This is a genomic window from Arthrobacter sp. N1 (genome assembly GCF_048288285.1).
Lineage (GTDB): Bacteria > Actinomycetota > Actinomycetes > Actinomycetales > Micrococcaceae > Arthrobacter_D.
The window spans coordinates 311292-336563 of the sequence record NZ_CP102608.1 but is presented as its reverse complement, the minus strand read 5'-3'; the positions used below and the strand labels follow the sequence as shown (position 1 = coordinate 336563).

23 protein-coding genes and 2 riboswitches are annotated in these 25272 nt (G+C 70.4%); of the genes, 13 read left to right on the top strand and 10 right to left on the bottom strand.

All coding sequences use genetic code 11. The annotated features are described in order from the left end of the window. Positions 1-101 precede the first annotated feature (101 nt). The 4 genes from purS (at position 102) to NVV32_RS01645 (ending at position 5316) form a co-directional block, all read left to right on the top strand. Positions 102-362, top strand: a complete 261-nt coding sequence (gene purS / locus NVV32_RS01660; RefSeq protein ID WP_422391142.1) for a phosphoribosylformylglycinamidine synthase subunit PurS — start codon at positions 102-104, stop codon at positions 360-362. Further along, positions 359-1156, top strand: a complete 798-nt coding sequence (purQ, locus tag NVV32_RS01655; protein WP_055765383.1) for a phosphoribosylformylglycinamidine synthase subunit PurQ — start codon at positions 359-361, stop codon at positions 1154-1156. Before purS ends, purQ begins: the two co-directional genes overlap by 4 nt. Next, positions 1157-3442 (top strand): phosphoribosylformylglycinamidine synthase subunit PurL, encoded by a 2286-nt coding sequence (purL, locus tag NVV32_RS01650; RefSeq protein ID WP_422391141.1) that lies wholly within the window; start codon positions 1157-1159, stop codon positions 3440-3442. A gap of 248 nt (positions 3443-3690) precedes the next feature. Continuing rightward, positions 3691-5316: an amidase family protein gene (locus NVV32_RS01645; RefSeq protein ID WP_422391140.1), complete on the top strand. Its 1626-nt coding sequence runs from the start codon at positions 3691-3693 to the stop codon at positions 5314-5316. A 74-nt stretch (positions 5317-5390) separates the two neighbouring features. On the opposite strand, the gene NVV32_RS01640 is transcribed toward NVV32_RS01645, so the two are convergent. The 3 genes from NVV32_RS01640 to NVV32_RS01630 all read right to left on the bottom strand — a co-directional run bounded on the left by NVV32_RS01640 (position 5391) and on the right by NVV32_RS01630 (position 9065). After that, a complete protein-coding gene (locus NVV32_RS01640) occupies positions 5391-6128 on the bottom strand; it encodes a class F sortase (RefSeq protein WP_422391139.1) in 738 nt (245 codons plus the stop codon). Between the two features lie 98 nt (positions 6129-6226). Beyond that, the gene (locus tag NVV32_RS01635) at positions 6227-7321 is read right to left on the bottom strand and encodes a hypothetical protein (RefSeq protein ID WP_422391138.1); all 1095 of its coding nucleotides are present in this window, start codon (positions 7319-7321) and stop codon (positions 6227-6229) included. 343 nt (positions 7322-7664) lie between these two features. After that, complete coding sequence (locus NVV32_RS01630; protein WP_422391137.1) at positions 7665-9065, bottom strand: acetamidase/formamidase family protein; 1401 nt, start codon at positions 9063-9065, stop codon at positions 7665-7667. Between the two features lie 135 nt (positions 9066-9200). Between NVV32_RS01630 and NVV32_RS01625 the strand changes: the two genes are divergently transcribed. Then, the gene (locus tag NVV32_RS01625; protein WP_422391136.1) at positions 9201-9608 is read left to right on the top strand and encodes a DUF1304 domain-containing protein; all 408 of its coding nucleotides are present in this window, start codon (positions 9201-9203) and stop codon (positions 9606-9608) included. Positions 9609-9660: 52 nt separating this feature from the next. On the opposite strand, the gene NVV32_RS01620 is transcribed toward NVV32_RS01625, so the two are convergent. Continuing rightward, on the bottom strand, positions 9661-10227 hold the full coding sequence (locus tag NVV32_RS01620; RefSeq protein ID WP_055765402.1) for a DUF1990 family protein: 567 nt from the start codon (positions 10225-10227) through the stop codon (positions 9661-9663). Between the two features lie 211 nt (positions 10228-10438). Between NVV32_RS01620 and NVV32_RS01615 the strand changes: the two genes are divergently transcribed. Further along, complete coding sequence (locus NVV32_RS01615) at positions 10439-11299, top strand: DUF1206 domain-containing protein (protein ID WP_422391135.1); 861 nt, start codon at positions 10439-10441, stop codon at positions 11297-11299. Positions 11300-11309: 10 nt separating this feature from the next. Here the strand turns inward: NVV32_RS01615 and NVV32_RS01610 are convergent, their stop codons facing one another. Continuing rightward, on the bottom strand, positions 11310-11726 hold the full coding sequence (locus tag NVV32_RS01610) for a CoA-binding protein (protein ID WP_422391134.1): 417 nt from the start codon (positions 11724-11726) through the stop codon (positions 11310-11312). A gap of 269 nt (positions 11727-11995) precedes the next feature. On the opposite strand from NVV32_RS01610, the gene NVV32_RS01605 reads away from it, so the two are divergent. The 4 genes from NVV32_RS01605 (at position 11996) to acs (ending at position 16803) form a co-directional block, all read left to right on the top strand. Further along, on the top strand, positions 11996-12820 hold the full coding sequence (locus NVV32_RS01605; RefSeq protein ID WP_422391133.1) for an ABC transporter ATP-binding protein: 825 nt from the start codon (positions 11996-11998) through the stop codon (positions 12818-12820). A gap of 94 nt (positions 12821-12914) precedes the next feature. Next, positions 12915-13955 (top strand): aliphatic sulfonate ABC transporter substrate-binding protein, encoded by a 1041-nt coding sequence (locus tag NVV32_RS01600; protein ID WP_422391132.1) that lies wholly within the window; start codon positions 12915-12917, stop codon positions 13953-13955. Continuing rightward, positions 13952-14845 carry an ABC transporter permease gene (locus tag NVV32_RS01595; RefSeq protein ID WP_082471135.1) on the top strand — a complete coding sequence of 298 codons (894 nt, stop codon included), beginning with the start codon at positions 13952-13954 and terminating at the stop codon, positions 14843-14845. The genes NVV32_RS01600 and NVV32_RS01595 overlap by 4 nt, the downstream gene beginning before the upstream one ends. Continuing rightward, positions 14836-16803, top strand: coding sequence for an acetate--CoA ligase (acs, locus tag NVV32_RS01590; RefSeq protein WP_422391131.1), 1968 nt, complete (start codon positions 14836-14838; stop codon positions 16801-16803). Before NVV32_RS01595 ends, acs begins: the two co-directional genes overlap by 10 nt. Positions 16804-16867: 64 nt before the next feature. Here acs and NVV32_RS01585 read toward each other — a convergent pair whose 3' ends face one another. Beyond that, on the bottom strand, positions 16868-17758 hold the full coding sequence (locus NVV32_RS01585; RefSeq protein WP_422391130.1) for a C40 family peptidase: 891 nt from the start codon (positions 17756-17758) through the stop codon (positions 16868-16870). Positions 17759-17761: 3 nt separating this feature from the next. Next, positions 17762-17937: riboswitch (cyclic di-AMP (ydaO/yuaA leader) on the bottom strand. Positions 17938-18072: 135 nt separating this feature from the next. Then, entirely contained in the window at positions 18073-18348 is a 276-nt protein-coding gene (locus NVV32_RS01580) for a hypothetical protein (protein WP_422391129.1), read from the bottom strand. Positions 18349-18452: 104 nt separating this feature from the next. Beyond that, positions 18453-18556, top strand: a riboswitch (SAM riboswitch). Positions 18557-18561: 5 nt separating this feature from the next. On the opposite strand from NVV32_RS01580, the gene sfnG reads away from it, so the two are divergent. Genes sfnG through NVV32_RS01565 form a run of 3 tightly spaced genes read left to right on the top strand, consistent with a single transcriptional unit; the run spans position 18562 to position 21607 of the window. Then, a complete protein-coding gene (gene sfnG / locus NVV32_RS01575) occupies positions 18562-19728 on the top strand; it encodes a dimethylsulfone monooxygenase SfnG (protein ID WP_422391128.1) in 1167 nt (388 codons plus the stop codon). Further along, the gene (locus tag NVV32_RS01570) at positions 19728-21107 is read left to right on the top strand and encodes an O-acetylhomoserine aminocarboxypropyltransferase/cysteine synthase family protein (RefSeq protein ID WP_422391127.1); all 1380 of its coding nucleotides are present in this window, start codon (positions 19728-19730) and stop codon (positions 21105-21107) included. Before sfnG ends, NVV32_RS01570 begins: the two co-directional genes overlap by 1 nt. Further along, complete coding sequence (locus NVV32_RS01565; protein ID WP_422391126.1) at positions 21104-21607, top strand: CoA-binding protein; 504 nt, start codon at positions 21104-21106, stop codon at positions 21605-21607. Before NVV32_RS01570 ends, NVV32_RS01565 begins: the two co-directional genes overlap by 4 nt. Here the strand turns inward: NVV32_RS01565 and NVV32_RS01560 are convergent. The 3 genes from NVV32_RS01560 to mmsB form a co-directional block, all read right to left on the bottom strand. Next, positions 21604-23283 carry a hypothetical protein gene (locus NVV32_RS01560; RefSeq protein ID WP_422391125.1) on the bottom strand — a complete coding sequence of 560 codons (1680 nt, stop codon included), beginning with the start codon at positions 23281-23283 and terminating at the stop codon, positions 21604-21606. The genes NVV32_RS01565 and NVV32_RS01560 overlap by 4 nt on opposite strands. Continuing rightward, complete coding sequence (locus NVV32_RS01555; protein WP_422391124.1) at positions 23280-23834, bottom strand: RNA polymerase sigma factor; 555 nt, start codon at positions 23832-23834, stop codon at positions 23280-23282. The genes NVV32_RS01560 and NVV32_RS01555 overlap by 4 nt, the downstream gene beginning before the upstream one ends. A gap of 200 nt (positions 23835-24034) precedes the next feature. Then, entirely contained in the window at positions 24035-25270 is a 1236-nt protein-coding gene (gene mmsB, locus NVV32_RS01550) for a multiple monosaccharide ABC transporter permease (RefSeq protein WP_082471137.1), read from the bottom strand. Positions 25271-25272: the final 2 nt, after the last annotated feature.

The following is a 25272-nucleotide window of genomic DNA, read 5'->3' as shown; positions in this document are numbered from 1 at the left end:
TCAGGACGGTCCCTCGGACACGGCGTGAGACGGCACTTCCGGGCTCCTGCATTCAATGCTGGAACCCCCAGCACTTGCCGCTCACGCACAGGAGTTGCCGGATGCCCCGGATCGTTGTCGACGTCATGCCCAAGCCCGAGATCCTCGACCCGCAGGGTAAGGCGATCGCGGGAGCCCTTCCCCGGATCGGCCTTACCGGCTTCGCCGGCGTCCGCCAGGGCAAGCGCTTCGAACTGACCGTCGACGGCGAGGTGACCGAAGAGGTCCTCGAGCAGGCGCGCCACGCCGCGACGACGCTGCTGTCCAACCCGGTCATCGAGGATGTCACCCGCGTGGAGGTCATCGAGGAGGACGGCCAGTGACCGCCGCAGGCCTCGAGACGCCCCTCATCGGCGGGCCGCAGCCCGTCGCCTCGACCAATGGTGACAGCCCGCTGAACGGCGTGACCGTCGGTGTGGTCACCTTCCCGGGCTCGCTCGACGACCGCGACGCCGTCCGGGCCGTCCGCCTCGCGGGCGGCAGCGCCATCCACCTCTGGCACGGCGACCACGACCTCCGGAACGTGGACGCCGTCATCATCCCCGGTGGTTTCTCCTACGGCGACTACCTCCGCGCCGGCGCGATCTCCCGCTTCGCCCCGCTGATGGAGCAGATCACCTCTGCTGCCTCCGGCGGCGCCGACGCCCTGCCCGTGCTCGGCATCTGCAACGGATTCCAGGTCCTCACCGAGGCGCACCTGCTGCCCGGTTCCATGATCAAGAACAACCACCTCCACTTCATCTGCCGGGACCAGCGACTGCGCGTCGAGAACGCCGGTACCTTCTGGACCTCCGACTACGGCCAGGGTGAGGAGATCGTCATCCCGCTGAAGAACCAGGACGGGCAGTTCGTGGCCGACAACCGCACGCTCGACGAGCTCGAGGGCGAGGGCCGCGTGGTGTTCCGGTACGTCGACGGCAATCCGAACGGCTCGCGCCGCGACATCGCCGGCATCTCGAACGCGGCAGGCAACGTCGTCGGCCTCATGCCGCACCCCGAGCACGCCGTCGAGGCGGGCTTCGGCCCCGACTCCTCCGCACGCGGCGAGGTCGGCGTCCGCGGGGGCACCGACGGGCTCGGCATCTTCACCTCGGTACTCAAGAAACTGGTGGGCTAAGTGACTGCAGAGACGTCCCGTAGGTTCAACATCGACACCGTCGCGAACGCCGAGGCCACGCCCGGCCAGGCGCTCCCGTGGGCCGAGCTCGGCCTGAAGGAGAACGAGTACCAGCGGGTCGAGGAGATCCTCGGCCGCCGTCCCACCGGCGCCGAACTCGCCATGTACTCGGTGATGTGGAGCGAGCACTGCTCCTACAAGTCCTCCAAGGTGCACCTGCGGCAGTTCGGGGAGAAGGTCACCGACGCCATGAAGGAGCACCTCCTCGTGGGCATCGGCGAGAACGCCGGCGTGGTGGACATCGGTGACGGCTGGGCCGTGACGTTCAAGGTGGAGAGCCACAACCACCCCTCCTTCGTGGAGCCCTACCAGGGTGCGGCCACCGGGGTCGGCGGGATCGTCCGCGACATCATCTCGATGGGCGCCCGCCCGGTCGCCGTCATGGATCCGCTGCGCTTCGGCGCGATCGACCACCCGGACACCGCGCGCCTCGTCCACGGGATCGTCGCGGGCATCGGCGGCTACGGCAACTCCCTCGGCCTGCCGAACATCGGCGGCGAAGTGGTCTTCGACTCCGTCTACCAGGGCAACCCGCTGGTCAACGCCCTTGCCGTCGGCGTCCTGCGGCACGAAGACATCCGCCTCGCCAACGCCTCCGGCGCCGGCAACAGGGTGGTCCTCTTCGGCGCCCGCACCGGCGGCGACGGGATCGGTGGCGCCTCCGTGCTCGCGTCGGAGTCCTTCGACTCCTCGAAGCCGTCCAAGCGCCCGGCCGTGCAGGTGGGCGATCCGTTCGCCGAGAAGGTGCTGATCGAGTGCTGCCTCGAGCTGTTCAAGGCCTCCGTGGTCGAGGGCATCCAGGACCTCGGCGCCGCGGGGATCTCCTGCGCGACGTCCGAGCTGGCCTCCAACGGCGACGGCGGCATGCATGTCGAGCTCACCAACGTGCTACTGCGTGACCCCTCCCTGACCCCCGGCGAGATCCTCATGTCGGAGTCGCAGGAGCGCATGATGGCCGTCGTCACGCCCGGGAACGTCGCGGACTTCGAGGCCATCATGGACAAGTGGGCCGTCGAGTACTCCTGGCTCGGCGAGGTCACCGACACGGGCCGCCTCATCATCGAGTGGGACGGCGAGAAGATCGTCGACGTCGATCCCCGCACCGTGGCCCACGAGGGTCCCGTCTACGAGCGGCCCTACCACCGCCCCGAGTGGCTCGACGGCGTCCAGGCGAACGGCTTCGCCGCCGAGCGGCCCACGGACCTCCGCGCGGCCGTCCTCGAACTCATGGCATCACCGAACATGTGCTCGAAGGACTGGGTGACCGACCAGTACGACCGCTACGTGCAGGGCAACACGGCTCTCGCCATGCCCGACGACGCGGGCGTGGTCCGGGTCGACGAGGAGACCGGCCTGGGCGTCGCGATCTCCACGGACGCCAACGGACGCTACTCCTACCTCAACCCCTACGAGGGAGCGCGCCTGGCCCTCGCGGAGGCGTACCGCAACGTGGCGACGTCGGGCGCCGAGCCCCTCGCCGTCACCGACTGCCTGAACTTCGGGTCCCCCGAGGACCCCGAGGTCATGTGGCAGTTCGCCGAGACGGTCCGCGGCCTCGCCGACGCCTGCCAGGAACTCGGCGTCCCGGTGACCGGCGGGAACGTCTCGCTGTACAACCAGACCGGCGGCATCGCCATCCACCCCACCCCGGTGGTGGGCGTGCTCGGCGTGTTCGACGACGTCGCCCGCCGCACGCCCTCCGGCTGGCGTGAGGACGGCCAGGCCGTCTACCTGCTGGGGACGACGGCGGACGAGCTCGACGGCTCCGAGTGGGCCAACCTGCGCGGGCACCTCGGCGGACAGCCGCCGGTGGTGGACCTCGCGGCGGAGAAGACCCTCGCCGCGATCCTCGTGAACTGCTCACGCGACGGCATGATCGACGGCGCCCACGACCTCTCCGAGGGCGGGCTCGCGGCAGGACTGAGCGAGATGGCGCTGCGCTTCGGCGTCGGCGCGCGGATCGGCCTCGACGAACTGTGCGAGCGCGACGGGATCGATGCCTTCACGGCACTGTTCAGCGAGAGCCAGGCACGCGCGGTCGTCGCGGTCCCCCGCTCGGAGGAGGTCCGCTTCAACGACATGTGCACAGCGCGGAACTTCCCGACCATCCGGATCGGCGTGGTGGACACCGAGAACCAGGCGCTCGACGTGCAGGGCTACTTCAACCTGCCGATCGACCAGCTCCGCGAGGCGCACGAGGGCACACTGCCGAAGCACTTCGGCTAGGGTCCCGGCCGGCGGGGAGTCCCGCCGGCCGCCCCGGAGGTGGCCCGCCGAGCCGGACGACGACCGGTGCGGGAGCCGTCGAAGGCGTCGAAGGCGTCGAAGGAGTGGAGGTGGCTGTCGGCGTAACCGGCGCGTAACGCGAGCGCGGCGCTCCGGAAACGCGGCCCTGCTGGGATGACAGGACTGCTCGGAGCGCTCCCACAGCGTCGTTCCGGGCCGGATCCATCACTCCGACAGAGGACACCAGAATGCCCTTCACGATCCCCTCCGCACGGCCCCGTACCCGGCGCGTCACCGCAGGCCTCGCCACCGGGCTGCTCGCCGCCGCCGTCGTCGCGGGACCCGGTCCGGCGGTCGCCGCGCCGAAGCCGCTTCCCCTCGACCTCAGCACCGCCGGTGTCGCCGAGGTGCAGGCAGGACTCGCGGCGCGCAGCTTCACGTCCGAGACGCTGACCCAGGCCTACCTCGACCGGATCCAGGCCCTCAGCATCGACGGCCCGCACCTCAACTCCGTGCGGTCGATCAACCCCTCCGCCCTGGCGGAAGCCAAGGCCCTCGACCAGGAGCGCAAGAAGGGCACCGTGCGCGGCCCCCTGCACGGGGTGCCCGTCCTCGTGAAGGACAACATCGACGTCGCCGGCATGCCGACCACCGCGGGATCGGTCGCCCTCGCGAACTCCTATCCGGCTGCGGACGCCCCGCTGGTCACGGAATTGAGGAAGGCCGGTGCCATCATCATCGGCAAGACGAACCTCACCGAGTTCGCGAACTTCATGACCAGCGGGATGCCCGCCGGGTACAGCTCCCTCGGCGGCCAGGTCCTCAACCCCTACGACGTGAGCCAGACGCCGAGCGGCTCGAGCGCCGGATCGGGCTCGGCAGGCGCCACCGGCCTGGCCACCCTGACCATCGGCACGGAGACCTCCGGCTCGATCCTCAGTCCCGCTCGCGCCAACTCGCTGGTCGGCGTCAAACCGACCGTCGGCATCGCCAGCAGGACCGGCATCATCCCGATCTCGGCGACGCAGGACACCGCGGGACCCATGACCAGGTCCGTGTACGACGCCGCGGCCCTCCTGACGGCCATGACCAGCATCGATCCCGAGGACCCCGCGACGGCGGCGAACCCGAGCGACGACGTCGACTTCACGGGGGCCCTCAGCGACACCGCGCTCGAGGGTCGGCGGCTCGGTTACGTCGCGAGCACCACCGACCCCGTCTACACCGCTGCGCTGGACCAGCTCCGGGCGCAGGGTGCCACCCTGGTACCCGTGACGGTCGGCGGCAGCGCGGCACCCAGCATCCTCACCCTGGAGTTCGAACGTGACCTGAACGCCTACCTGGCGCGCCTCCCCGAGGATGCTCCGATGGACACGCTGAGCGACATCATCGCGTACAACACCGCGAATGCTCCGGCGGCGCTGAAGTTCGGGCAGACGCTGCTCACCGCCTCCGAGGCCGTGGACCTGGACGACCCGGTGCAGGAGTCGCAGTACGTCGCGGCGAGGGACACAGGACTGGCAGAGAGCCGCGCGGCGATCGACACGCTCCTCACCACGAACGACCTCGACGCGATCGTCTCCAACTCGGCGACCGTGGGGGTCGGCGCGCGGGCCGGCTACCCGTCGGTGATCGTGCCGTCCGGCTACACCGAGGCCAACCGGCGCCCCTCCGGCGTCGTCTTCCTCGGGACCGCATGGAGCGAGGAGGACCTGCTGGGCTTCGCCTACGACTTCGAGCAGGCCGTCAAGGCCTGGCAGTCGCCCCAGAACCTCAACCCGTCGTTGTTCCGGTGCACCTCGGTGGTTCCGGTGACAGAGTGGGACGCCTCGTGCACGACGACAGCGGTCAAGCCGGGCAAGGGCAGGAAGTAGGCACGCACCGGGTGAGCACAGGAGGCCCCCACCCTTCGCGGGTGGGGGCCTCCTCCGTGCCGGGGAGAATCCTGTCAGGCAGCTTTCGGCATGGCCGTGACCACGACGTTCTTGCCCCAGGGGTCCTCGGTGTAGCAGCTGATGAGCACCACCCGATTGGGCACGATGTTCCAGATATCGCTGTCCTTCAGGGTGTCCTTGTCGTGGGTGATGACCGAGTCCACCACGTAGGTCATGCTGCCTGTCTGCGTGGCGAGCGTGAACTCCTGGCCCACGAGCGACTCGTCGCTGAGCCGGTTGAAGGGTGCGTCCTTGCCGTCCCAGCTGTGGCCGGCGATGTACGTGGTGTTGACCGATCCGGCACCCGGGACACCGTATGAGCTGATCCAGTAGGCGTCGGTCGTCAGCGGCGGCACGAGGCTCTGGGACGAGAGGTCCTCCTCGCTCGGGGTGAGCGGGAGAACGGCCATGTCGATCGCGGCTGCAGGGAAGGACAGGCCGGTAGGCTGGGCGGCCGCCGGTCCAGGATCGACGGCAGGAGGTGACGTCTCGACGGGGGCCGGCGCGGGAACGATGGCCGATGGCGCTGCCGATGCCGATGCCGAGAGGGAAGGAGCGGCCGTGGACGACGCCGCTGCGGTCGGGGCTCCGGCGGATTCCGGGGGCATGACCGAGACGGCGATCGCCAGGCCGGCAGCCGCGACGAGCGGCAGGGCGAGCCAGCGCTTCCCGAACGTCCGCCTGGCGGGTTCCGGTGCGGGGGCGCCGGGCTCGTCACCGGGGGCTACGTCGGGACTGCGGTGCTGGACCATGTGCTGCGCTGTCCTCGGGTTGGAAGAGGGAGGGTGCACTGTCCCGGTGCGGGAGGCGCGGTCGGAAGACCGCGACCCGCACCGGGACAGCCAGTGTACTAGCGCTGTGCGCGCTCCAGACGACGCATGCGGGCCGCGGTCGCCACGGGAACCGCGACACCGACCGCCAGCAGTGCCGCGATGAGTGCGACAGCCGGGCTGTTGTCCTCGGTAGTGACGGCGGTCTGCACGTTGAGGCCCTTGTTGGTGCCGGTAGGACCCTTGACGCCGGGAGCCGAGGTGGTGGGCGCGGACACGCCGACCGGGGCGACCGGGGCGACCGGGGTGACGCCGATGGCACCGGCGTCACAGGCAGCGAGGAACGCCTTGAACAGTTCGACGAGCTCCGCCGCAACGGCCGGATCGCTGCTCAGCTGAAGCGCGAGGCGCTCGGCTTCGGCGCTGGCTGCTTCGAGGTTCGCCTCCGCGGCGAGCAACGACGAGTCGTTCAGCGCGGCGTCCGCTGCAGCAGCAGCGACGATCGCGGCCTCGACGGCGGCGGTCTCCGCAGTTGCTGCCGCGTCGAGCGCGACGCCGGCTTCGGCAAGAGCGGTGCCGGTCGTGACGACTGCGCTATCAGCGTCGACGACTGCAGCGTCAGCAGTGACGAGCGCGGCCTCGGCGGTTTCGAGGTCGGCGCGGGCAGCGATGACCGCGGGGTCCGTCGCCACATCCGGGTAGGCCACCGGATCGGATGCGTCGATCGCAACACCGACAGCAGTCACTGCGGCATCGACATCGGCCTGGGCGTCGCCGGCGGCCACGAGTGCGGCGGCGGCGGCAGCCGACGCAGCGTCTGCGGCGATCTGCGCTTCCGAGACGGCGACCTGTGCGAGCTCGACGGCGACCTGTGCGTCCTCGGCAGCGATGTTCGTCGTCTCGGCATCCGCGAGCAGGGCGTCGATGTTGAGGGACAGGGCGATGGCTTCGTACTCCGCCGCCGTGGTCACGACGGCGGCCGTCGCGGCTTCGAACTGGTTGACGAAGGTGACGTCGATCCCGGCGAGGCCGAGAGCAGCGTTGAACTGCGTGGACGCCTGCAGGCAGGCGGCATCACCGGGTGCGGCTGCTGCCATCGGAGCGCCGAGGAACAGTCCACCGGCGAGAAGGGTGGCCGTCGATCCGGCAGCAACCCATTTTTTTGCAACGATCATGTGTGCGCGTCTCCTGAAAACACGTAGATTCCCCCGGGCCATTCCCGACGGCGCAGCCTGCGGCGCCACAAGCAGGCGGCGTCCTCCGGGGAGGGCGCCGCCTGCAGAAAACCGTGGTCCGCCGATCGGGTGGTCCTGCCCCAAGCCCAGAGGTTCCTGAGGATGGGCTGGGCGATCGCTGTACTTTTCAACCTAGGCGTGATCGGTGCCGTGGGCAATGGACCGGGTGGTCCTGGATGTAACGGTTTGGCATCGGGCGTAACGTCGGCCGATTCCGTTGCAGCGCGGCACGCCGGAGGGACAGGGGTACCGCCCTCCGGCGCCTCCCGTCGTGCCTCCGGTGTCAGCCGAAGTGCGCCTTCGCGATCAGTCCGTGGACGCCGACGGTGCGGTCGACCACCTGCGAGATGGCGAAGTCCGCCGCGGCGGACAGGTACGCGTAGGCGATGGCCCGGTCCATGCCGCGATCGTGCTCGAGGAAGTCCAGGGCATTCACGACGGCGCGGCGCATCGCGACGTCCAGGTCGCTCGACACTCCTCCGCCGGCGAGACCGTCCGGATCGGACAGGCCGATCGGGATCCACGCGTCCTTGGTCTCCGCGAAGGGATAGGAGTAGGCGACGGACGGCGCATCGCCCGAGCCCGGCTTGCAGACCGTCAGGCGGAAGGTCCCGCGGAGGGACCCTTCCATCGCAGTGAGGGCCACCTCGCCGTCGCCCATGCCCATGTGCGGATCCCCGACGTAGAAGAGTCCGCCCGGGGCCCGCACCGGAAGGTAGAAAGTGGAGCCTGCACCGAGGTGCCGGATGTCGATGTTCCCCCCGCCGAGGGTGGGGGGAACCGAATTGGCCTCGGGGGCCGTCAGTCCCTCGGCCTCGGCGAAGGCGACGCCCATCATCCCCATGAAGGGCCGCAGGGGGAACCGGACCTCCATGTCCCCGCTCGTCATCACACCCTTGCCCTTCTCGATCCTGGTGAACACCGAGACGTTCCCGTAGTCGGTCGGCACACCCGATGCGCGGTTGTCGGTCGCCACCGGTGGCATGACCTCGTCGAGGGTGATGCCGGCGGGTGCGGCGGGGCCCGGGAGTGATGCCAGGCCGCCCTTGCCGTGCCGGCTGGAGACCACGCCGTACGGGACGCGTGGCACCACGTCCAGGGTCTCGATCTTCAGCACGTCCCCCGGTTCGGCACCTTCGACGGCGATCGGACCCGTCACGATGTGCGGCCCGTCCACGTCGAACCGCCGCTGGGTCCGCCGGTAGCCCGCCGCGATCTCGACGGCGTCCGTCAGCACGGAGGATCTGTCCACGCCCAGCGACCCGAAGTACTCGAGCGGATCCCGCCCTTGGTCCTCGAGGATCCCCTCGTGCGAGAGCGCGTCGATGGTCACGGTCCTCCCGGACCGGATGGTCATCACCGGCGTGGCGTGCACCGTGGGCACGTACCCCCACAGCACCTCGTCCGGCGTGGACGAGAGGTAGCTGTCCCCCGTGATCCGCCCCCGTCCGGGCTGCAGGACGTCGGCGCCGGGCCCACCCTTGCCGGGCGGCTTCCCCGGGGCGTCAGGAGCCTTGGCAGGCACGACGACGCCGCCTCCGGGAGCGGTTGCGAGCGCAGAGGGTGCCCCCGCGACCGACGCCGCGGACAGGGTGCCGAGCGCCGCCACCACCCCCATGAATCTCCGCCTGCCCAATCCGTCGGCGAGTACCTCGGCCGCTTGCTGCCCCACTGCGTCATCCATGCTGAACCTCTTCCGGGTCGTGGAGCTTCACAAGCTATGCGCCGGTGGTTACGTTCCCGTTTCGGATCCGATTCGGCCAGAAGTCCTGCGCCTCCGCCCGCTCGAAGGCCGATCAGGCCACGTACGCTCTGACGCATGGAACCCCTGCCGCTCCCGCCCCTGACCGCCGTGGCCGCCGTCGCCGCCGCGCTCGTCCACGTCCTGATCTTCGTCCTGGAGTCGGTCCGCTGGCGGCTGGAGCGGACGTGGCGCGTCTTCGGGATCGCGAGCCAGGAGGATGCGGAGACCACGCAGCCGCTCGCCTTCAACCAGGGCTTCTACAATCTGTTCCTCGCGGTCGGCGCGCTGGCCGGCGTCGTCCTCATGCTCCTCGGCGGAGTGACAGCCGCGGCGATCGGGCTCGGGTTCATCGTCCTGTCCACGGGCTCCATGCTCGCTGCGGCGCTCGTGCTGATCCTCGGCAACAGGAAGCTCGCCCGCCCGGCGGCGATCCAGGGCCTGCCTCCCCTGATCGCCCTGCTCGGGCTCCTCGTCCTGGTGTGATTGCGGCCCGGCCGCCGGACGGGTTGCCGGACAAGCCCTGGGCAGGTCCGGCCTAGCCGAGACGGGCCAGTGCCCGTGCCGCCGCGACGTAGCGCGAGAGGACGTAGCGCTGCGTCAGACGGGTGACCGGCGCGGCGAGCCGGAACAGGGGGCCGGCCGGGACACTGTAGGCGGAGCAGATGAACAGCAACCGGTTGTCCGCCGTCAGTTCGGCGTAGAAACCCTCCTCGCCCCGCACGGGGTGGCCCGGCAGCGTTCCGTACCCGAAGCCGCCCCGCTGGCCGGGTACCGCCCTGCCGGCGCCGTCGAGCTGGGGTGCCCTGGACCAGATCACGCGGCACGGTGCCTTGATGCGCGCTCGCCCGAGGCCGAATCCGGAGATGACGTGCGCCCCGGGCTCGGCCCGTTCGACGGGCGAATCCATAGTGAGCCCGGCACCCCGGTGCAGTTCCCACGCCAGGATGCCCTCGGTCAGCGCGATGAACGATGCGGACGGATCGTCGGTGGCGATCTCGCGGGACTCGACCATCACGGTGTACCCGGAGGGCCAGCCGCCCTCCAGCGAGTCGGGGAACGGCCGATCGGTCGCGCCGCGCTCCTCGTACGTGAACTGCTCCATGGCATCCTCTTCCGTCGGTGTGCGGTGCCGTGCCGGCCGCCGCCCCGGACCCAACCTAGTGGACCACCGCGCCGGTCGCGGGCCGGACGGCCCGGGGGCGGACCACCCGCCGTGGCTCCCCATCCCGGGGAAGCAGTGGCAGGATGAGGTCCGGACCGGCGGGACTCATCCGAGACATCCCCCGCCGCGCCACCAGGAAGGCGGGACCACCATGGCATCAGGGACGACGTCGGGCAGGAGCGCGGGGGGCGGGAACGGTGACGCGATGGACCGGGCCTCGGACGCCGCGGAGGAAGCAGCCGACTCGAAGGGCTTCGAACTCGCGGCCCGCGCCGGCTACGTCGCTGCGGGGATCCTGCACGTCGTCATCGGCGTGATCGCGCTGGGACTCGCGGCGGGCGGATCGGGGAGCGCCGACCAGAGCGGAGCCATCGGCCAGCTCGCCGGCAGTCCCGGGGGCACCGCACTGCTGTGGTTCTGCTTCCTGGGCTGCATCGCGCTCGCCCTCTTCTTCCTCAGCGAGATCTTCTTCGGTGTCCGCGCGCTCAGCGGGAAGGAGAAGCTGACGGCCCGCGCGAAGAACGGTGGCCAGGCCGTGGTGTACGCGGTCATCGGTGCGACCTTCGGGCAGTTCGCGCTTGGCGGGTCGAGCGACAGCAGCAGCTCCAGCAGTTCACTCAGTGCGTCCCTCATGGCGCAGCCGGCCGGCGTGGCGCTCCTCTTCGCGGTCGGTGTCGGTATCCTCGTCGTCGGCGGCTATTTCATCTACAGCGGGGCGACGCGCCGTTTCCGCAGGAAGCTCTCCGGCCTGCCCACCGGAGGGATCGGCACCGCGGTCACAGCGCTCGGCACCGTGGGCTATGTGGCGAAGGGTTTCGCGCTCGGGGTCCTCGGCGTGCTGATCCTCGTCGCCACGGTCACGAACAACCCGGAGCAGTCCACCGGGTTGGACGGCGCACTGAAGTCCCTGCGGGACCAGCCCTTCGGGACGTGGCTGCTCGGCGCCGTCGCACTCGGGCTCATGGCCTACGGCGTGTTCATGGTGGTGCGCTCGAAGTACCAGCGCATGTGAGTCAGGGGCGCTACAGCCCCAGGGCGGGGGCCTCCATGACGGGGCAGGTGTCCATGACGACCTCGAGCCCGGCGTCCGCGGCCCGACGGGCGGCGTCCTCGTCGATGACCCCCAGCTGCAGCCACACCGCACGCGCCCCCACGGCGATCGCCTGATCGACGACCGCGCCGACCCGGCTCGAGTTCACGAAGCAGTCGACGACATCGATGCTTCCCGGGACGTCAGCGAGGCGCGTATAGCCCTTCTGCCCGTGGACGTCGTCGCCCTTGAGGCTCACCGGGACCACCTCCATCCCGAGCCTGTCCATCAGGAACCTCGACACCCCGACGGCAGCCCTCCGCGGATTGTTCGACAGCCCGACGACGGCCCACCGCCCGTGCTCGCCCAGGAGCCTGCCGATCACGGCTGGATCGTTCCGGTGTGCCATGTGCCTCTTTCCGATGCGTCGAGCCCGCGCGGGGATTGTTACAGCCTTTGTTACATGCCCTATTTTGCTCCTGCCGTGCCGCGGGCGTTTCATGGGAGTGACCATCCCGAGCGGCCGAGAGACCTGGATCAGTGAAGCCGCAGCAACCCTGGTCGTCGTGCATCCCCCGGACGCGCGGCGATAGCGAGGTCCGAGCCCTGGGAACCACCGCTCCGCGGTGGCGAAGGCCCGGTCCGTAGGGTGCTACCGCCAGGACCGATGGAGACACCATGACTGCAGTTCTGGCACCCGGCACCACCCGCACCACCTCCAAGCAGGCCCTCGGCGTGCACTTCTCCGGCCTGGGTCGGAGTTTCGGTGCCGCAGGCAGCCGCCGCGCGGTCCTCCGGGACGTGTCGGTGGAGGTGGAGCCGGGCGAGATCCTGGCCATCCTCGGCACGAGCGGCTGCGGCAAGTCCACGCTCCTGCGGGCCGCCGCGGGACTCGACGTGCCGGACAGCGGCGAGGTCCTCATCGACGGCACGCCCGTCTCCGGGATCGACGAACGCTGCGCCGTGGCCTTCCAGGAACCGCGCCTGCTGCCGTGGCACACACTGCAGGCCAACGTGGCGATCGGACTGCCCAAGTCCTCGAGTGCCAGCGCGGGCAAGGCGAAGGTCCTCGAACTGCTGAAGCTCGTGGGCCTCGACGCCTTCGCGAAGCACCGTCCACGGGAAGTCTCCGGCGGCATGGCGCAGCGCACCTCCCTGGCACGGGCCCTCGCCCGCAATCCCGGCGTCCTGCTGCTGGACGAACCGTTCGGGGCACTCGACGCGCTGACGCGCCTCCGGATGCAGGACCTCCTCCTCGACATCCACAGCGCGCAGCCCACCACGGTGCTGCTCGTGACGCACGACGTCGACGAGGCCCTCCAGCTCGCGGACCGCATCCTGGTCCTCGGGCGCGACGACGACGGCCACGACGACGCACGCGAGGGCTCCACGATCACGGAGCTCGTCACCGTCCCGGGCGCCCGGCCACGGGACCGCAACTCCGCGGATCTCGGCGCGCTCCGCAGCTCGCTGCTCTCCCTGCTCGGCGTCACCGGGCACTAGCCCGCCCTCCGCCGCACTGCCCGCCGGGTCCCGCCGGGGACTTCCCTGGCGCCCTCGCTCCCTTTCCGCACCTCCCTTTCGATGAAGGACCACCATGAACCGCCGCGCCCTCCTGCCCACCCTCGCCCTCGCCTCCGCGCTCTCGCTCAGCCTGAGCGGGTGCCTCGCAGGTGAGAACGCCTCCGATACCGCCCCTGCCGCAGCGGACGGCGGCACGCAGGGCGGCACCCTGAACATCGACTTCGCCACGTACAACCCCCTGAGCCTCATCATCAAGGAGCAGGGCTGGCTCGAGGAGGAACTCGCCGACCAGGACATCACCGTCACCTGGGTGCAGTCCGCGGGCTCCAACAAGGCGAACGAGGCCCTGCGCGCCGGAGCGATCGACGTCGGCTCCACGGCGGGATCGGCAGCGCTCCTCGCCCGGTCCAACGGGTCCCCCATCAAGGCCATCGACATCTACTCGCAGCCCGAGTGGTCCGCCCTGGTGACGCTGCCGGACTCGGGCATCACGAGCGTGGAGGACCTGCGCGGCAAGTCCATCGCTGCGACCAGGGGTACCGACCCCTACTTCTTCCTCCTGCAGGCGCTCGAGGCGGCGGGCGTGGACCAGTCCGAGGTGACCATCGAGAACCTGCAGCACGCGGACGGCCGCGCGGCACTCGCGAGCGGCGCCGTCGACGCGTGGGCCGGCCTCGATCCGATCATGGCCGCGGCGGAGCAGGACGGCGCGCAGCTGTTCTTCCGCGACATCGACTTCAACAGCTACGGGTTCCTCAACGCGACGGAGGACTTCCTCGCGGAGAAGCCCGACGTCGCCCAGACCGTGGTGAACGCCTACGAGAAGGCGCGGGAGTGGGCCAAGGAGAACCCCGAGGAGACGGCAGCCATCCTCGCGGAGGTCGCTGCCATCGACCCGGCGGTCGCGAACTCCGTCATCATCGAGCGCACCAACCTCGACGTCGACCCGGCCCCGGGTGACGCGCAGCGCGCCGTGCTCGAGAAGATCGGCCCCGTGTTCGTCGAGACCGGCGACGTCCAGTCGCAGGAGCAGATCGACGAGGCCCTCGGGTCCCTCCTCGATCCCTCGCTGGTCGAGAAGGCCGATCCCGCCTCGATCGGCGCCGGCTCATGAGCTCCGAGGTGGGGCAGCGGGCCGTCCCGATCAGCCGGGCCGGGTTGGCGGCCATCGGCTCTCCCGTCACAGCCGAGGACGCCGTCGGCCGGGGCGATGTCCCGGCAGGGTCCGGCAGCGGTGCCCGGCGCAGCACGGGACGCCGCATCGGCATCATCCTCCTCGGCCTGATCGTCCCCGCCCTCCTGCTGCTCGGCTGGCACCTCAGCACGGCGTCGGGCTTCTTCAAGCCGTCGCAGCTGCCCTCCCCCGCCTCGGTCCTCGCGGCCGCCGTCGATCTCGTGGACCGCGGCCAGCTCGCCACGCACATCCTCATCTCCACCCAGCGCGTGGTCCTCGGCTTCCTGATCGGGTCCGTGCTCGGCGTGGTGGCTGGCGCGGTCCTCGGCCTCTCCCGCGTCGCGGACATCCTGCTCACCCCGACGGTCGGCGCCCTGCGCGCCGTCCCGTCGCTGGCCTGGGTGCCGCTCCTGGTCCTGTGGATCGGCATCAACGAGGACTCGAAGGTCACCCTGATCACCATCGGCGCCTTCTTCCCCGTCTTCACGACGCTCTACCTCGGACTGCGCCACGTGGACCGGAACCTCGTCGAGGCGGCCCGGGCCTTCGGGGTCAACGGCCTGCGCCTGCTGACCACGGTGCAGCTCCCCGCCGTCGTGCCCGCCCTGTTCTCCGGCCTGCGGCTGGCGCTCGCCCAGTCGTGGCTGTTCCTCGTCGCGGCGGAGCTCATCGCCTCGTCGATGGGGCTCGGCTTCCTGCTCGTCGACTCCCAGCAGAACGGGCGCGTGGACCGCATCCTCCTCGCCATCATCCTGCTGGCGATCATCGGCAAGACCACGGACGCCCTGCTCGGGATCGCCGAGCGCTGGGCGGTGCGCCGGTGGGCCTAGGCACGACGACGCACGCCGCGGCACCCGCGCAGGACGAGGCGGCGCGCCTGGCCTTCTGGGCCGAGCAGGCGGCCCGGCTCGAATGGACCGGACCCTGGGACACACTGCACTCCTTCGCGAAGGCAGAGCCCCGGGCGGACGGGACGCTGAGCGTCCCCGTCATCGAATGGTTCGCCGGCGGAACTCTGAACGTCGCCGTCAACTGCGCGGACCGGCATGTCCGTGCCGGTCGCGGGGACCGCGTGGCCCTGCACTTCGAGGGTGAACCCGGTGACCGCCGGACGGTGACCTACGCGGACCTGCAGGACGAGGTGTGCCGTGCGGCGAATGCGCTGCTCGCCCTCGGGATCGGGAAGGGCGACCGCGTGGTCGTGTATCTCCCGGTCCTCGTCGAGACCGTCGTCATCACCCTCGCGTGCGCGCGGATCGGCGCGGTCCACTCGCTCGTCTTCGGCGGGTTCTCCGCCGAGGCGCTGCGCTTCCGCGTGGAGGACACCGGAGCCAGACTCCTCGTCACCACGGACGGCCAGTACCGCCGCGGAACGGCCGTGCCGGTCAAGGCGAACGCGGACGCCGCCGTGGCGGGCAGCAGCAGCATCGAGCACGTCCTCGTGATCCGGCGCACCGGCTCGGACGTCCCGTGGACGGACGGCCGCGACGTCTGGTGGCACGACGCCGTCGACGCCGCGCCCAGCGACCACGAGCCGGAGGCGTTCGACGCCGAGACGCCCCTGTTCATCATGTACACCTCGGGGACCACGGGCAGGCCGAAGGGTCTGGTCCACACCGCGGGCGGTTACCTCACGCAGGCGTCGTGGAGCTTCGAGCACCTGTTCAGCCACCCCGATCCGGCGCAGCGCGACGACGACGTGCACTGGTGCACCGCCGATCTCGCCTGGGTGACGGCACACACCTACGAGATCTACGGTCCGCTCTCCAACGGCGCCACGCAGGTGATCTTCGAAGGCACACCCGACACGCCCCACCCCGGCCGCCACTTCGAGATCATCGAACGCTACGGCGTGACGAGCTACTACACGGCGCCCACCCTGGTCCGTTCCCTCATGGGCTGGTTCCCGGACGGTGTCCCGTCCACCTGGGACCTCTCGAGCCTCCGCGTCCTCGGGACGGTCGGCGAGGCCGTGAACCCCGAAGCCTGGCGCTGGTTCCGCCGGAACCTCGGCCGCGACGAGCTCCCCGTCGTCGACACGTGGTGGCAGTCCGAGACCGGCGCCACGATCCTCTCCCCCAGCCCCACGGACTCCTCGTTCAAGCCGGGCTGCGCGGCGCGGGCCCTGCCGGGGGTCTCCACGCGGATCGTCGACCGGCACGGCGCGGCGGTGCCGGCGGGCGAGCAGGGCCTGATCGTCGTCGACCGTCACGGCCCTGCGATGGCCCGGACCGTCTGGGGCGATCCCCAGCGCTACCTCGACTCCTACTGGCGGATGTTCGCTGCCGAGGGGTGGTTCCTCGCCGGCGACGGCGCGCGGTACGACGACGACGGCGACACCTGGATCCTCGGGCGCGTGGACGACGTGATCAACGTGTCCGGTCACCGGCTGTCGACGATCGAGATCGAGTCGGCCCTCGTCGCCCACCCGCTCGTCGTCGAGGCGGGCGTGTGCCCGATCGCCCATCCGGTGACGGGCCATGCCATCGCGGCCTTCGTGGTGCTGGCCACCGGTACCGATCCGTCGATCGACGTCTCCGGGACGCTGCGGGCCCAGGTCGCCGAGGCGATCGGCCCGATCGCACGCCCCTCGGCCGTCGTGGTCGTCGAGGACGTGCCGAAGACGCGCTCCGGCAAGATCATGCGGCGCCTGCTCACTCAGCTCTTCGAGGGCACGGAGCTGGGGGACACGACATCCCTGCAGAACGAGGGGTGCATCCCCGGGATCCAGGACGTCCTCCGCCTCAGCGTCCGAGGCGCCACTCCGACAGGTCTGCACCGCGGTTAAACGAAGGAGACGGCAGGCGCCCCGTCCAAGCGCCTGCCGTCTCCCGTGCGTGGTCCGTCCGGTATTAGCCCACCCGGACGAAGGATGCTCCCGGAAGATCCGAGAGAGGGTGCTGCATGGTGGCGTTGATGCCGTTCATGCCGCTGCTGATGACCTGGCCGCCGCCGACGTAGACGGCCACGTGGCCGCCCGTGATGACGAGGTCACCGGGAGCGGGGGTGGACACCTGGGCGCCGAACTGGAAGAACTGCGAGGGGCCGAGATCTCCGACGGAGATACCTGCCGCGCGCAGGGCCTTCTCGACCAGCACGGTGCAGTCCTGCACGGCACCGGCAGCGAGCTGCGCCCGGGCGGAGCCGAGGATGGCGCCCGCGGCGTTGCCCGAGGGAGCGGTCTCGGCGGCGACCGGGGTGATCGCTGCCGAGGCCAGGTAGACACCCGATCCGGCTTCCGTGGACACGGCCGGAGCCGGAGCGATTGCGGCGGCCTGCTGGACGGCAGGAGCAGCTGGTGCTGCGGCGACCGGGGCGGACACCGTCTGGGCCGGCGCCGCGACAGCAGCACCGGCGGCGGGGATGACGATCGTCTGTCCGGGGAAGATGACCGATGCGAGCGAGAGGCCGTTGGCGGTCAGGACCGTGGTGAGCTCGACGCCGTAGCGGGCCGAGATGGCACCCAGGGTGTCGCCGGCGGCGACGGTGTGGGCGGTGCCCGCGGCGCTTGCTGCGGCAGCGGGGGCGACCGCGGCGGTCTGAGCCGTCGTGCCCTCGGCGGTGTAGGTGCCGGCGTGTGCGGTGCCGACGGCGCTGAGGGCGAGGCCCGACGTCACGGCGACGATGGCGACCGGGCGGCCCACGGCGGTGGCTCCGCTCTTCGCGGCGCGGGACAGGCCCTGCAGCGCGAGGTTTCCGTCGACGTCCGCGCGGTGGCGTGCCGGTGAAGTGATTCGTGACATGGTTCTATACCTCTCCCATGCCTGCGGGGTGAGCTGTCGGGTTCGGATGGGAGTCACCCGGCCGCGGGCACCGCCGGTGGGCGGTGCGGTGCGACTTAACCCCGAGGACGCGTGCAGGGATCCTGCGCGTCCGGTGGAACTGATGGTTCCCCCGTCCCTGCCTTCGGTGTATGCGGACGTATCCCGATCGGCGGCAGGGCTCGGCAATCCGTGCGGGAGCGCCCCACGTGGACGGGAGCACCGACTGAGAGTACCCAGCGCTCCGGGCGTTTGTCACATTTCTGTAACGGGGCGTATCCTGCCCTTCCCGCCGGTCACCGATCGCCCTGCGGCGTGCGCTCCCGGCGCGATCCCGCGGAACGCCACCGGCGGAAGGCGAGCACGGTCCCCGTCGCGCTGAGGATCAGCAGGCCGCACTGCTGCACGAAGAACCACACTCCGACGGATGTCCCGCCGATACTCGATGCCGTCACGATGCTGCCGCCCAGGACGAGCGTGAGGACGGCACCGACCCAGCACAGGGTGTTCCACAGGAGGCGCTCCTGCTCGCGCGTAGCAGCCCTCCACTCCTCGGTTCCGCCGTGATCCATGCACCAACCCTAGGCGTACGGACCAGGACTCCGCCCTGACATCCGGCACCACGCAGAACGACACATTGTTTGGATTGTCGCGACCCCGATGTCACACTCGTGCTTGACCATCCCGAGCGGCCGAGAGATCTGGCTCATTGACGCCGCAGCAACCCTGGCCCCCGTGCACCACGGGGACAGTAGGGTGCTACTGCCAGAACGATGGAGGAAGTCATGAGCGTCGCCGACCTGTCCACTCCCCTGAAGTTCGCCTACTGGGTCCCCAACGTCAGTGGTGGTCTCGTGGTCTCGACCATCGAGCAGCGCACCAGCTGGGACTTCGACTACAACCGCAAGCTCGCCCGGATCGCGGAGGACGCCGGTTTCGAGTACGCCCTCTCGCAGACGCGGTACGCCGCCTCGTACGGCGCGGACAAGCAGCACGAGGCCACGAGCTTCTCGCTCGCCCTCCTCGCCGCGACCGAGAGACTCAAGGTGATCGCCGCCGTCCACCCCGGGATGTGGCACCCGGGCGTGCTGGCCAAGTTCATCATCACGGCCGACCACATCTCGAACGGCCGCGCGGCCGTGAACATCGTCTCCGGCTGGCTGAAGGACGAGTTCGTGAACTTCGGCCTCGAGTGGCTCGAGCACGACGAGCGCTATGTCCGCACGGAGGAGTTCATCCGCGTGCTCAGGGGCCTGTGGACCGAACAGGGCTACAGCCAGTCGGGGAAGTACTACGACATCACGGACTTCACACTGAGCCCCCCGCCCGTCGACGTCCCCGGCCGCCCGCACCCGGAAGTCTTCTTCGGCGGCAATTCGACGGCGGCGCAGGCCACTGCCGGCCGGGTCGCCGACTGGTACTTCTCGAACGGGAAGGACCTCGACGGCTTCAGGGAGAACATCGCCGGGGTGCAGGCCTCGGCCACCGCCGCCGGGCGCCGTCCCCGGTACGGGCTGAACGGCTTCGTCATCGCCCGCGACTCCGAGAAGGAGGCGCGTGACACGCTCCGTGAGATCGTGGCCAAGGCCCACCGTCCCGCGGTCGAGGGCTTCCGCGACGCCGTGCAGGAAGCGGGCGCCTCCACGAAGGACGGCAAGGGCATGTGGGCCGATTCCTCCTTCGAGGACCTCATCCAGTACAACGACGGCTTCCGGACGCAGCTGATCGGCACTCCGGAGCAGATCGCCGAGCGGATCGTCGAGTACAAGAAGATCGGCGTCAACCTCTTCCTGACCTGCTACCTGCACTTCCAGGAGGAGGTCGCCGCCTTCGGGACGGACATCCTCCCGATCGTGCGCGAGCTCGAGGCGGATGCGGCCCGCAGGGCCGGCGTCGACTTCGATCCGGACGAGACCCTCGCCGGAACCCATCCCAGCAAGGCAGGTGTCTGATGGCAGAACGTTCCTTCGGTTTCCGCACGCGTGCGCTCCACGCCGGCGGAACCCCCGACGCGACGCACGGCGCGCGGGCCGTCCCGATCTACCAGACCACGTCCTTCGTGTTCAAGGACACGAACGACGCCGCGAACCTCTTCGCGCTGCAGAAGTACGGCAACATCTACTCGCGCATCGGCAACCCCACCGTCGCGGCCTTCGAGGAGCGCATCGCCTCCCTCGAGGGCGGGATCGGCGCAGTGGCGACGGCGTCGGGCATGAGTGCCGAGTTCATCACCTTCGCGGCCCTGTGCCAGGCGGGCGATCACATCGTCGCCGCCTCCCAGTTGTACGGCGGGACGGTGACCCAGCTCGACGTCACGCTGCGCCGCTTCGGCATCGAGACCACCTTCGTGCCGGGCACCGACCCGGCGGACTACGCAGCGGCCATCCGCGAGAACACGAAGGCCGTCTACGCCGAGGTGATCGCGAACCCGTCCGGTGAGATCTCCGACCTCGCGGGACTCGCGAAGGTGGCGCACGACGCCGGCATCCCCTTCATCGTCGACTCCACACTGAGCACCCCCTACCTCGTGCGGCCCATCGAGCACGGCGCCGACATCGTCATCCACTCGGCCACCAAGTTCATCGGCGGCCACGGCACCACCCTCGGCGGCGTGATCGTCGAGAGCGGCCGGTTCGACTGGGGCAACGGCAAGTTCCCCATGATGACCGAGCCGGTGCCCTCCTACGGCAACATCCAGTGGTGGGCGAACTTCGGTGAGTACGGGTTCCTCACCAAGCTCCGCACCGAGCAGCTCCGCGACATCGGCCCGTCCCTCTCGCCGACGTCGGCCTTCCAGCTCCTGCAGGGCGTCGAGACGCTCGCCCAGCGCCTCGACGAGCACCTCGAGAACGCCCTCGCCGTAGCGCAGTGGCTCCAGGCCGATCCCCGCGTGGAGTACGTCAACTACGCAGGCCTGCCCACCCACCCGCACCATGAGCGCGCGAGGACCTACCTCCCGCAGGGGCCGGGGTCCGTGTTCAGCTTCGGCATCCGGGGCGGGCGGAAAGCGGGCCAGAAGTTCATCGAGTCGCTGCAGCTCGCCTCGCACCTCGCGAACGTCGGCGACTCCCGGACGCTCGTGATCCACCCGGGCTCGACGACGCACCAGCAGCTCTCCACCGAACAGCTGGTCGCGGCGGGCGTTCCCGAGGACCTCGTCCGCATCTCCGTGGGCCTGGAGGACCTGGCCGACATCCTGTGGGACATCGACCAGGCACTCGCCCTCGCGGTCGATGCGACGGACGAGGCCTTCGACGACCTCCCGCAGGAAGCGGCGGGCGGGAACGACGACGACGCGTCGGCGACGCGCGCAGTGGGAGTGGGAGCATGAGCGGCACGGAAGCAGCACCTCGCACGTGGGAGGGGCCCTCGGCGCCCGAGCGGCTCGCCCTGCTCCGGAGCGCCCGGTCCGTCGCGATCGTCGGCGCCTCCGACAAGCCGTCGCGGGCGTCCTACTTCGTGGCGACCTACCTGCAGTCGTCCTCGCCCTACCGCCTGTACTTCGTCAATCCGGTGGCCGGCCGGATCCTCGGGCAGCCCGCCTACGCGTCGCTCAAGGATCTCCCCGAGGTCCCCGACGTGGTCGACGTGTTCCGGAAGCACGACGACCTGCCGTCCGTGCTGGAGGAGACCCTCGAGGTCGGAGCGAAGACGCTGTGGCTGCAGCTCGGCTCCTGGCACGAGGACGTGGCGCGTTCCGCGGAGGCGGCGGGCCTGGACGTCGTGATGGACCGCTGCATCAAGATCGAGCACGCGCGCTTCCACGGCGGACTCAACCTTGCGGGCTTCAACACCGGAGTCATCTCCTCGAAGCGGCAGATCACGTCCTAGCCGGCCGGCGCTGCAGCGCTGTCCTCCGTCGGGGTGTCGCCTGCGTGGGCCGGGGCGCCATCGTCCGCGTCGTCGTCTCCCGCGTCGGCATCGTCCGCGGCGGAAACGTCCGCGGCGGAAACGACGCCCGGGACACTAGGGGTCGTCACTCCGGTGCCGGCCGGTACCGGCACGGGGCCGTCACTGCTGGGCGCCATGGCAGGTCCCGTCAGCGTGCCGCCGTCGGAGGTCGACACGGAACCCGACCCGGAGGTCTCGGCCTCCGGCGCCGTGATCGCTGCGTCTGCTGATCCGTCGTCCGGCGCGGCAGGGTCGACCGGACCGGGAGCCGCGCCGTCGACGGATACCGCTCCGCCCGTGTTCCCGGCCGGGGCGACGCCCGCTGAAGCATCGACCTGAGCGTCGGGCACAGCAGTCACCCCAGGCACCGGGGCGTCGACGGGACCGTGGTGGAGTGTCCCGTCGCGCACCGGGGCTTCCTCCGGCGCAGCTGCAGGATCGACCGGCACCGGAGCATCCGCGGGGAGGCTCCACCAGGTCCCGTCATCGATTCCCGGGTCGGCGACGAACGTGTACAGCCACGGATCCTCCTCCCACAGCGGGGCGGACAGGACCGGCGCGTCCCATGGCTCGACGGGCGCCATCAGCAGGAAGCGGTGCTGCGGACCGGGCATCGGCGCGGCGTGCGGCGACGTCGGAGCACCATCGGGATGGACCGCGTGGGTGGACCCCCGGAGCCCGGGATCGCCGATGCGCCGAGCCTGCTCGCGGACAGCCTTCGTGCCGGCGTTCGTGTCCCGGGGACCGGCCGGGACGCCGGGCGTGGCCTTGCCCGGACCCGGCGCCGGGCGCTCCTGACGGGGACCGGGGGCACCCGGTGGCCGGCCCGGCGCGGTGGTCGTCCCGGGCGCGGGCGCGGGCACGGGCGCCCGGGTTGCGGGTACGCGGTTCGCTCCCGCCGTCGTCGGACTGCCCGGCGAGGTGGCGGTCGGCGCAGCCGCGGTCGGCATCGGGTACGAGGGGGCGACGACGGACCGCACGGCGGGAACCGACGCCGCGGCGGGAGCAGCACCCGACACCGAGGCGGGCACGCTCGTCGGAGCTCCTGCACCACCGGGGGATGCACCGGGAGCCCTGTCGCGTGGGGCGGGCGCTCCGCCGGGCAGGGCGTCACCCGCTCCCGGCCCGGCTGCAGGACCACCGGGGGCCGGGGCCGCGGCAGGTGCCGGCGGTGGTGCGGCCGGAAGCGTCAGGGGCGCGCCGCCGGCCGGACCGGACGGCGCCCTGCCGGCACCGGCCTGGACCAGCGGGGCAGGGCCGAGCTCGGCGCGATCAGCGCTGTCGCGGATGGAGAAGCGGGTGATCGACTCGACGGCGTCACCGATCCCCTGGGGGAAGTGGACCGTGCCCGCGGCGACGCCGGATATCCCGACTCCCATCGAGACGGCGAGTGCACCGCCGATGAAGGTGATGCGGCGCTTGTGGCGCCGCCCCTGCCCTGCCTTGCCGCCGTCGGCCATGAGCTGTGCCAGGGCTGCGGACGCATCGGGCGCGGGGCCCGCGGCGAGGTCCCGGACGATCCCGACGGCGCGGACGAGGGCCGGGTCCTCGGGGATGCCGGACTCCTGGAGGAGAGGCAGCACGGGGTCCGGCGACGGGGTGTCATGACCAGTCATAGCGCGTCCGATTCGTTGGGGTGTACGAGTTCCTTCAGCTTGAGCAGTCCCCGCCGCTGCAACTGCTTGACCGATCCCGCCGATCTCCCCAGGATCCCGGCCACCTGGTCGATCGGCAGTTCGGCGACGATGCGGAGCAGGAGCACATCACGCTGATCGTCATTGAGCTGGGCGAGCATGGTTCCCGCACCTCCGAGGTCGAGCTGCCCGAGGGCCACGGTCTCGGCGGAGTCCGTCAGCCGCGTGTCACCGTCCGCCTCGTAGCCGACGACCACGGGTGTCCGGGCCCTCCTCCGCACCTCGTCCACGTAGCGGGCGTGCGCGACGGAGAACGTGAAGGTCCGGAGTCCGGCGAGCCCCCCTGCCACGGTGTCGAGTTTCGAGAAGACGGTGAGGAACACCTCCTGGGTCAGGGCTTCCGGATCCTCGGAGCCGCGCCCCGCGAAGTATCCCAGCACTGCCGGACCGAGCGCCTGGTAGAGGAGGGAGAAGGCCGCGGGTTCGCCTGCTTGAGCGCGGGTGAGCGCATCCTCAGGCAGCGGTGTGACCACGGTCTATTCCTTGTTCGGGCGGGGCGGCGACACCATCGTAACCGCTCTGTCCCACCCGCAGGCTCCGGCCTCGAAGGCCTGCGGCAAAGAAAAGGCCGCACCGAGGCCCGTTGGGGGATAAGCCTCGGTGCGGCGCTTACATACTCGTAATCGACGGGCGGGACGGGAAGGTTACGCCCTCTCCGGTTTTTTCTTCCCGCCTACTTCAGGGCGCTGGATGCGCGGCGCTTGTTGAAGACGTCGAAGCCGACGGCGAGCAGCAGCACCATGCCCTTGATGAACTGCTGGTAGTCGATGCCGACGCCCAGCAGGGACATGCCGTTGTTGAGCACGCCCATGATGAGGCCGCCGGTGATGGCACCGATGACCGTTCCCACCCCGCCCGTCACGGCCGCCCCGCCGATGAACGCCGCCGCGATGGCGTCGAGCTCGAAGAGGTTGCCCGCACCCGGGCCGGCGGAGTTGAGCCGGCCGGTGAAGATCAGTCCTGCCAGTGCCGCGAGCACGCCCATGTTCACGAAGAGCATGAAGTCGATCCGCTTGGTGTTGACGCCGGAGAGCTGGGCCGCCTGGAGGTTGCCACCACGGGCGTAGACGTGGCGACCGAACACGCTGTTGCTCATGACGAGGCTGTAGGCGACGATCAGGATCCCGAGCACCACCAGCACGATCGGTGTCCCGCTGCGGGAACCGGCCAGCAGGTAGGTCAGTCCCAGGATGAGGACGGCGATGAACGCCAGCTTGGTGAAGAACCACGCCGCGGGCTCGTCCTCGAGGGCGAGGCGGGCGCGCGTGGCCCGCCCCCGGAGCTGGCTGACCACGAGCAGGACGACGGCGATCACGCCGAGGCCCACCGTGGTCCAGTCGAGGATGTTGGTCTCCGCCGGGAAGAGTCCGGGGAACAGGAAGCCCCCACCGAGCTGGCGGTACTCCTCGGGGAATCCGGTGATGCGCTGGTTCTCGAGGACGATCTGCGTGAGCCCGCGGAAGACGAGCATGCCCGCGAGGGTCACGATGAAGGCCGGGATACCGACGTAGGCCACCCAGAAACCCTGCCAGGCGCCCACGAGGCCGCCGATGACGAGGGAGACGATGAAGGCCAGCCACCAGGGGAAGGACCAGTCCTGCACCATGATCCCGGACATGGCACCGACGAAGGCCGCCACCGATCCGACGGACAGGTCGATGTGCCCGGCGACGATGATCATGACCATGCCGATGGCCAGGAGCAGGATGTAGCTGTTCTGGACGATGATGTTCGAGACGTTGTCCGGCATCAGCAGCGCGCCGCCGGTCAGCACCTGGAACAGGGCGACGATGACGATGAGGGCGACGAAGATGCCGATCTGCCGCAGCCGGCTCGTGAGGAAGGCCAGCCCGTGCTTCACGGGAGGCGGCGGCGCGGTCACCGCGGGGTCCTTGACGGTGGTAGCCATGG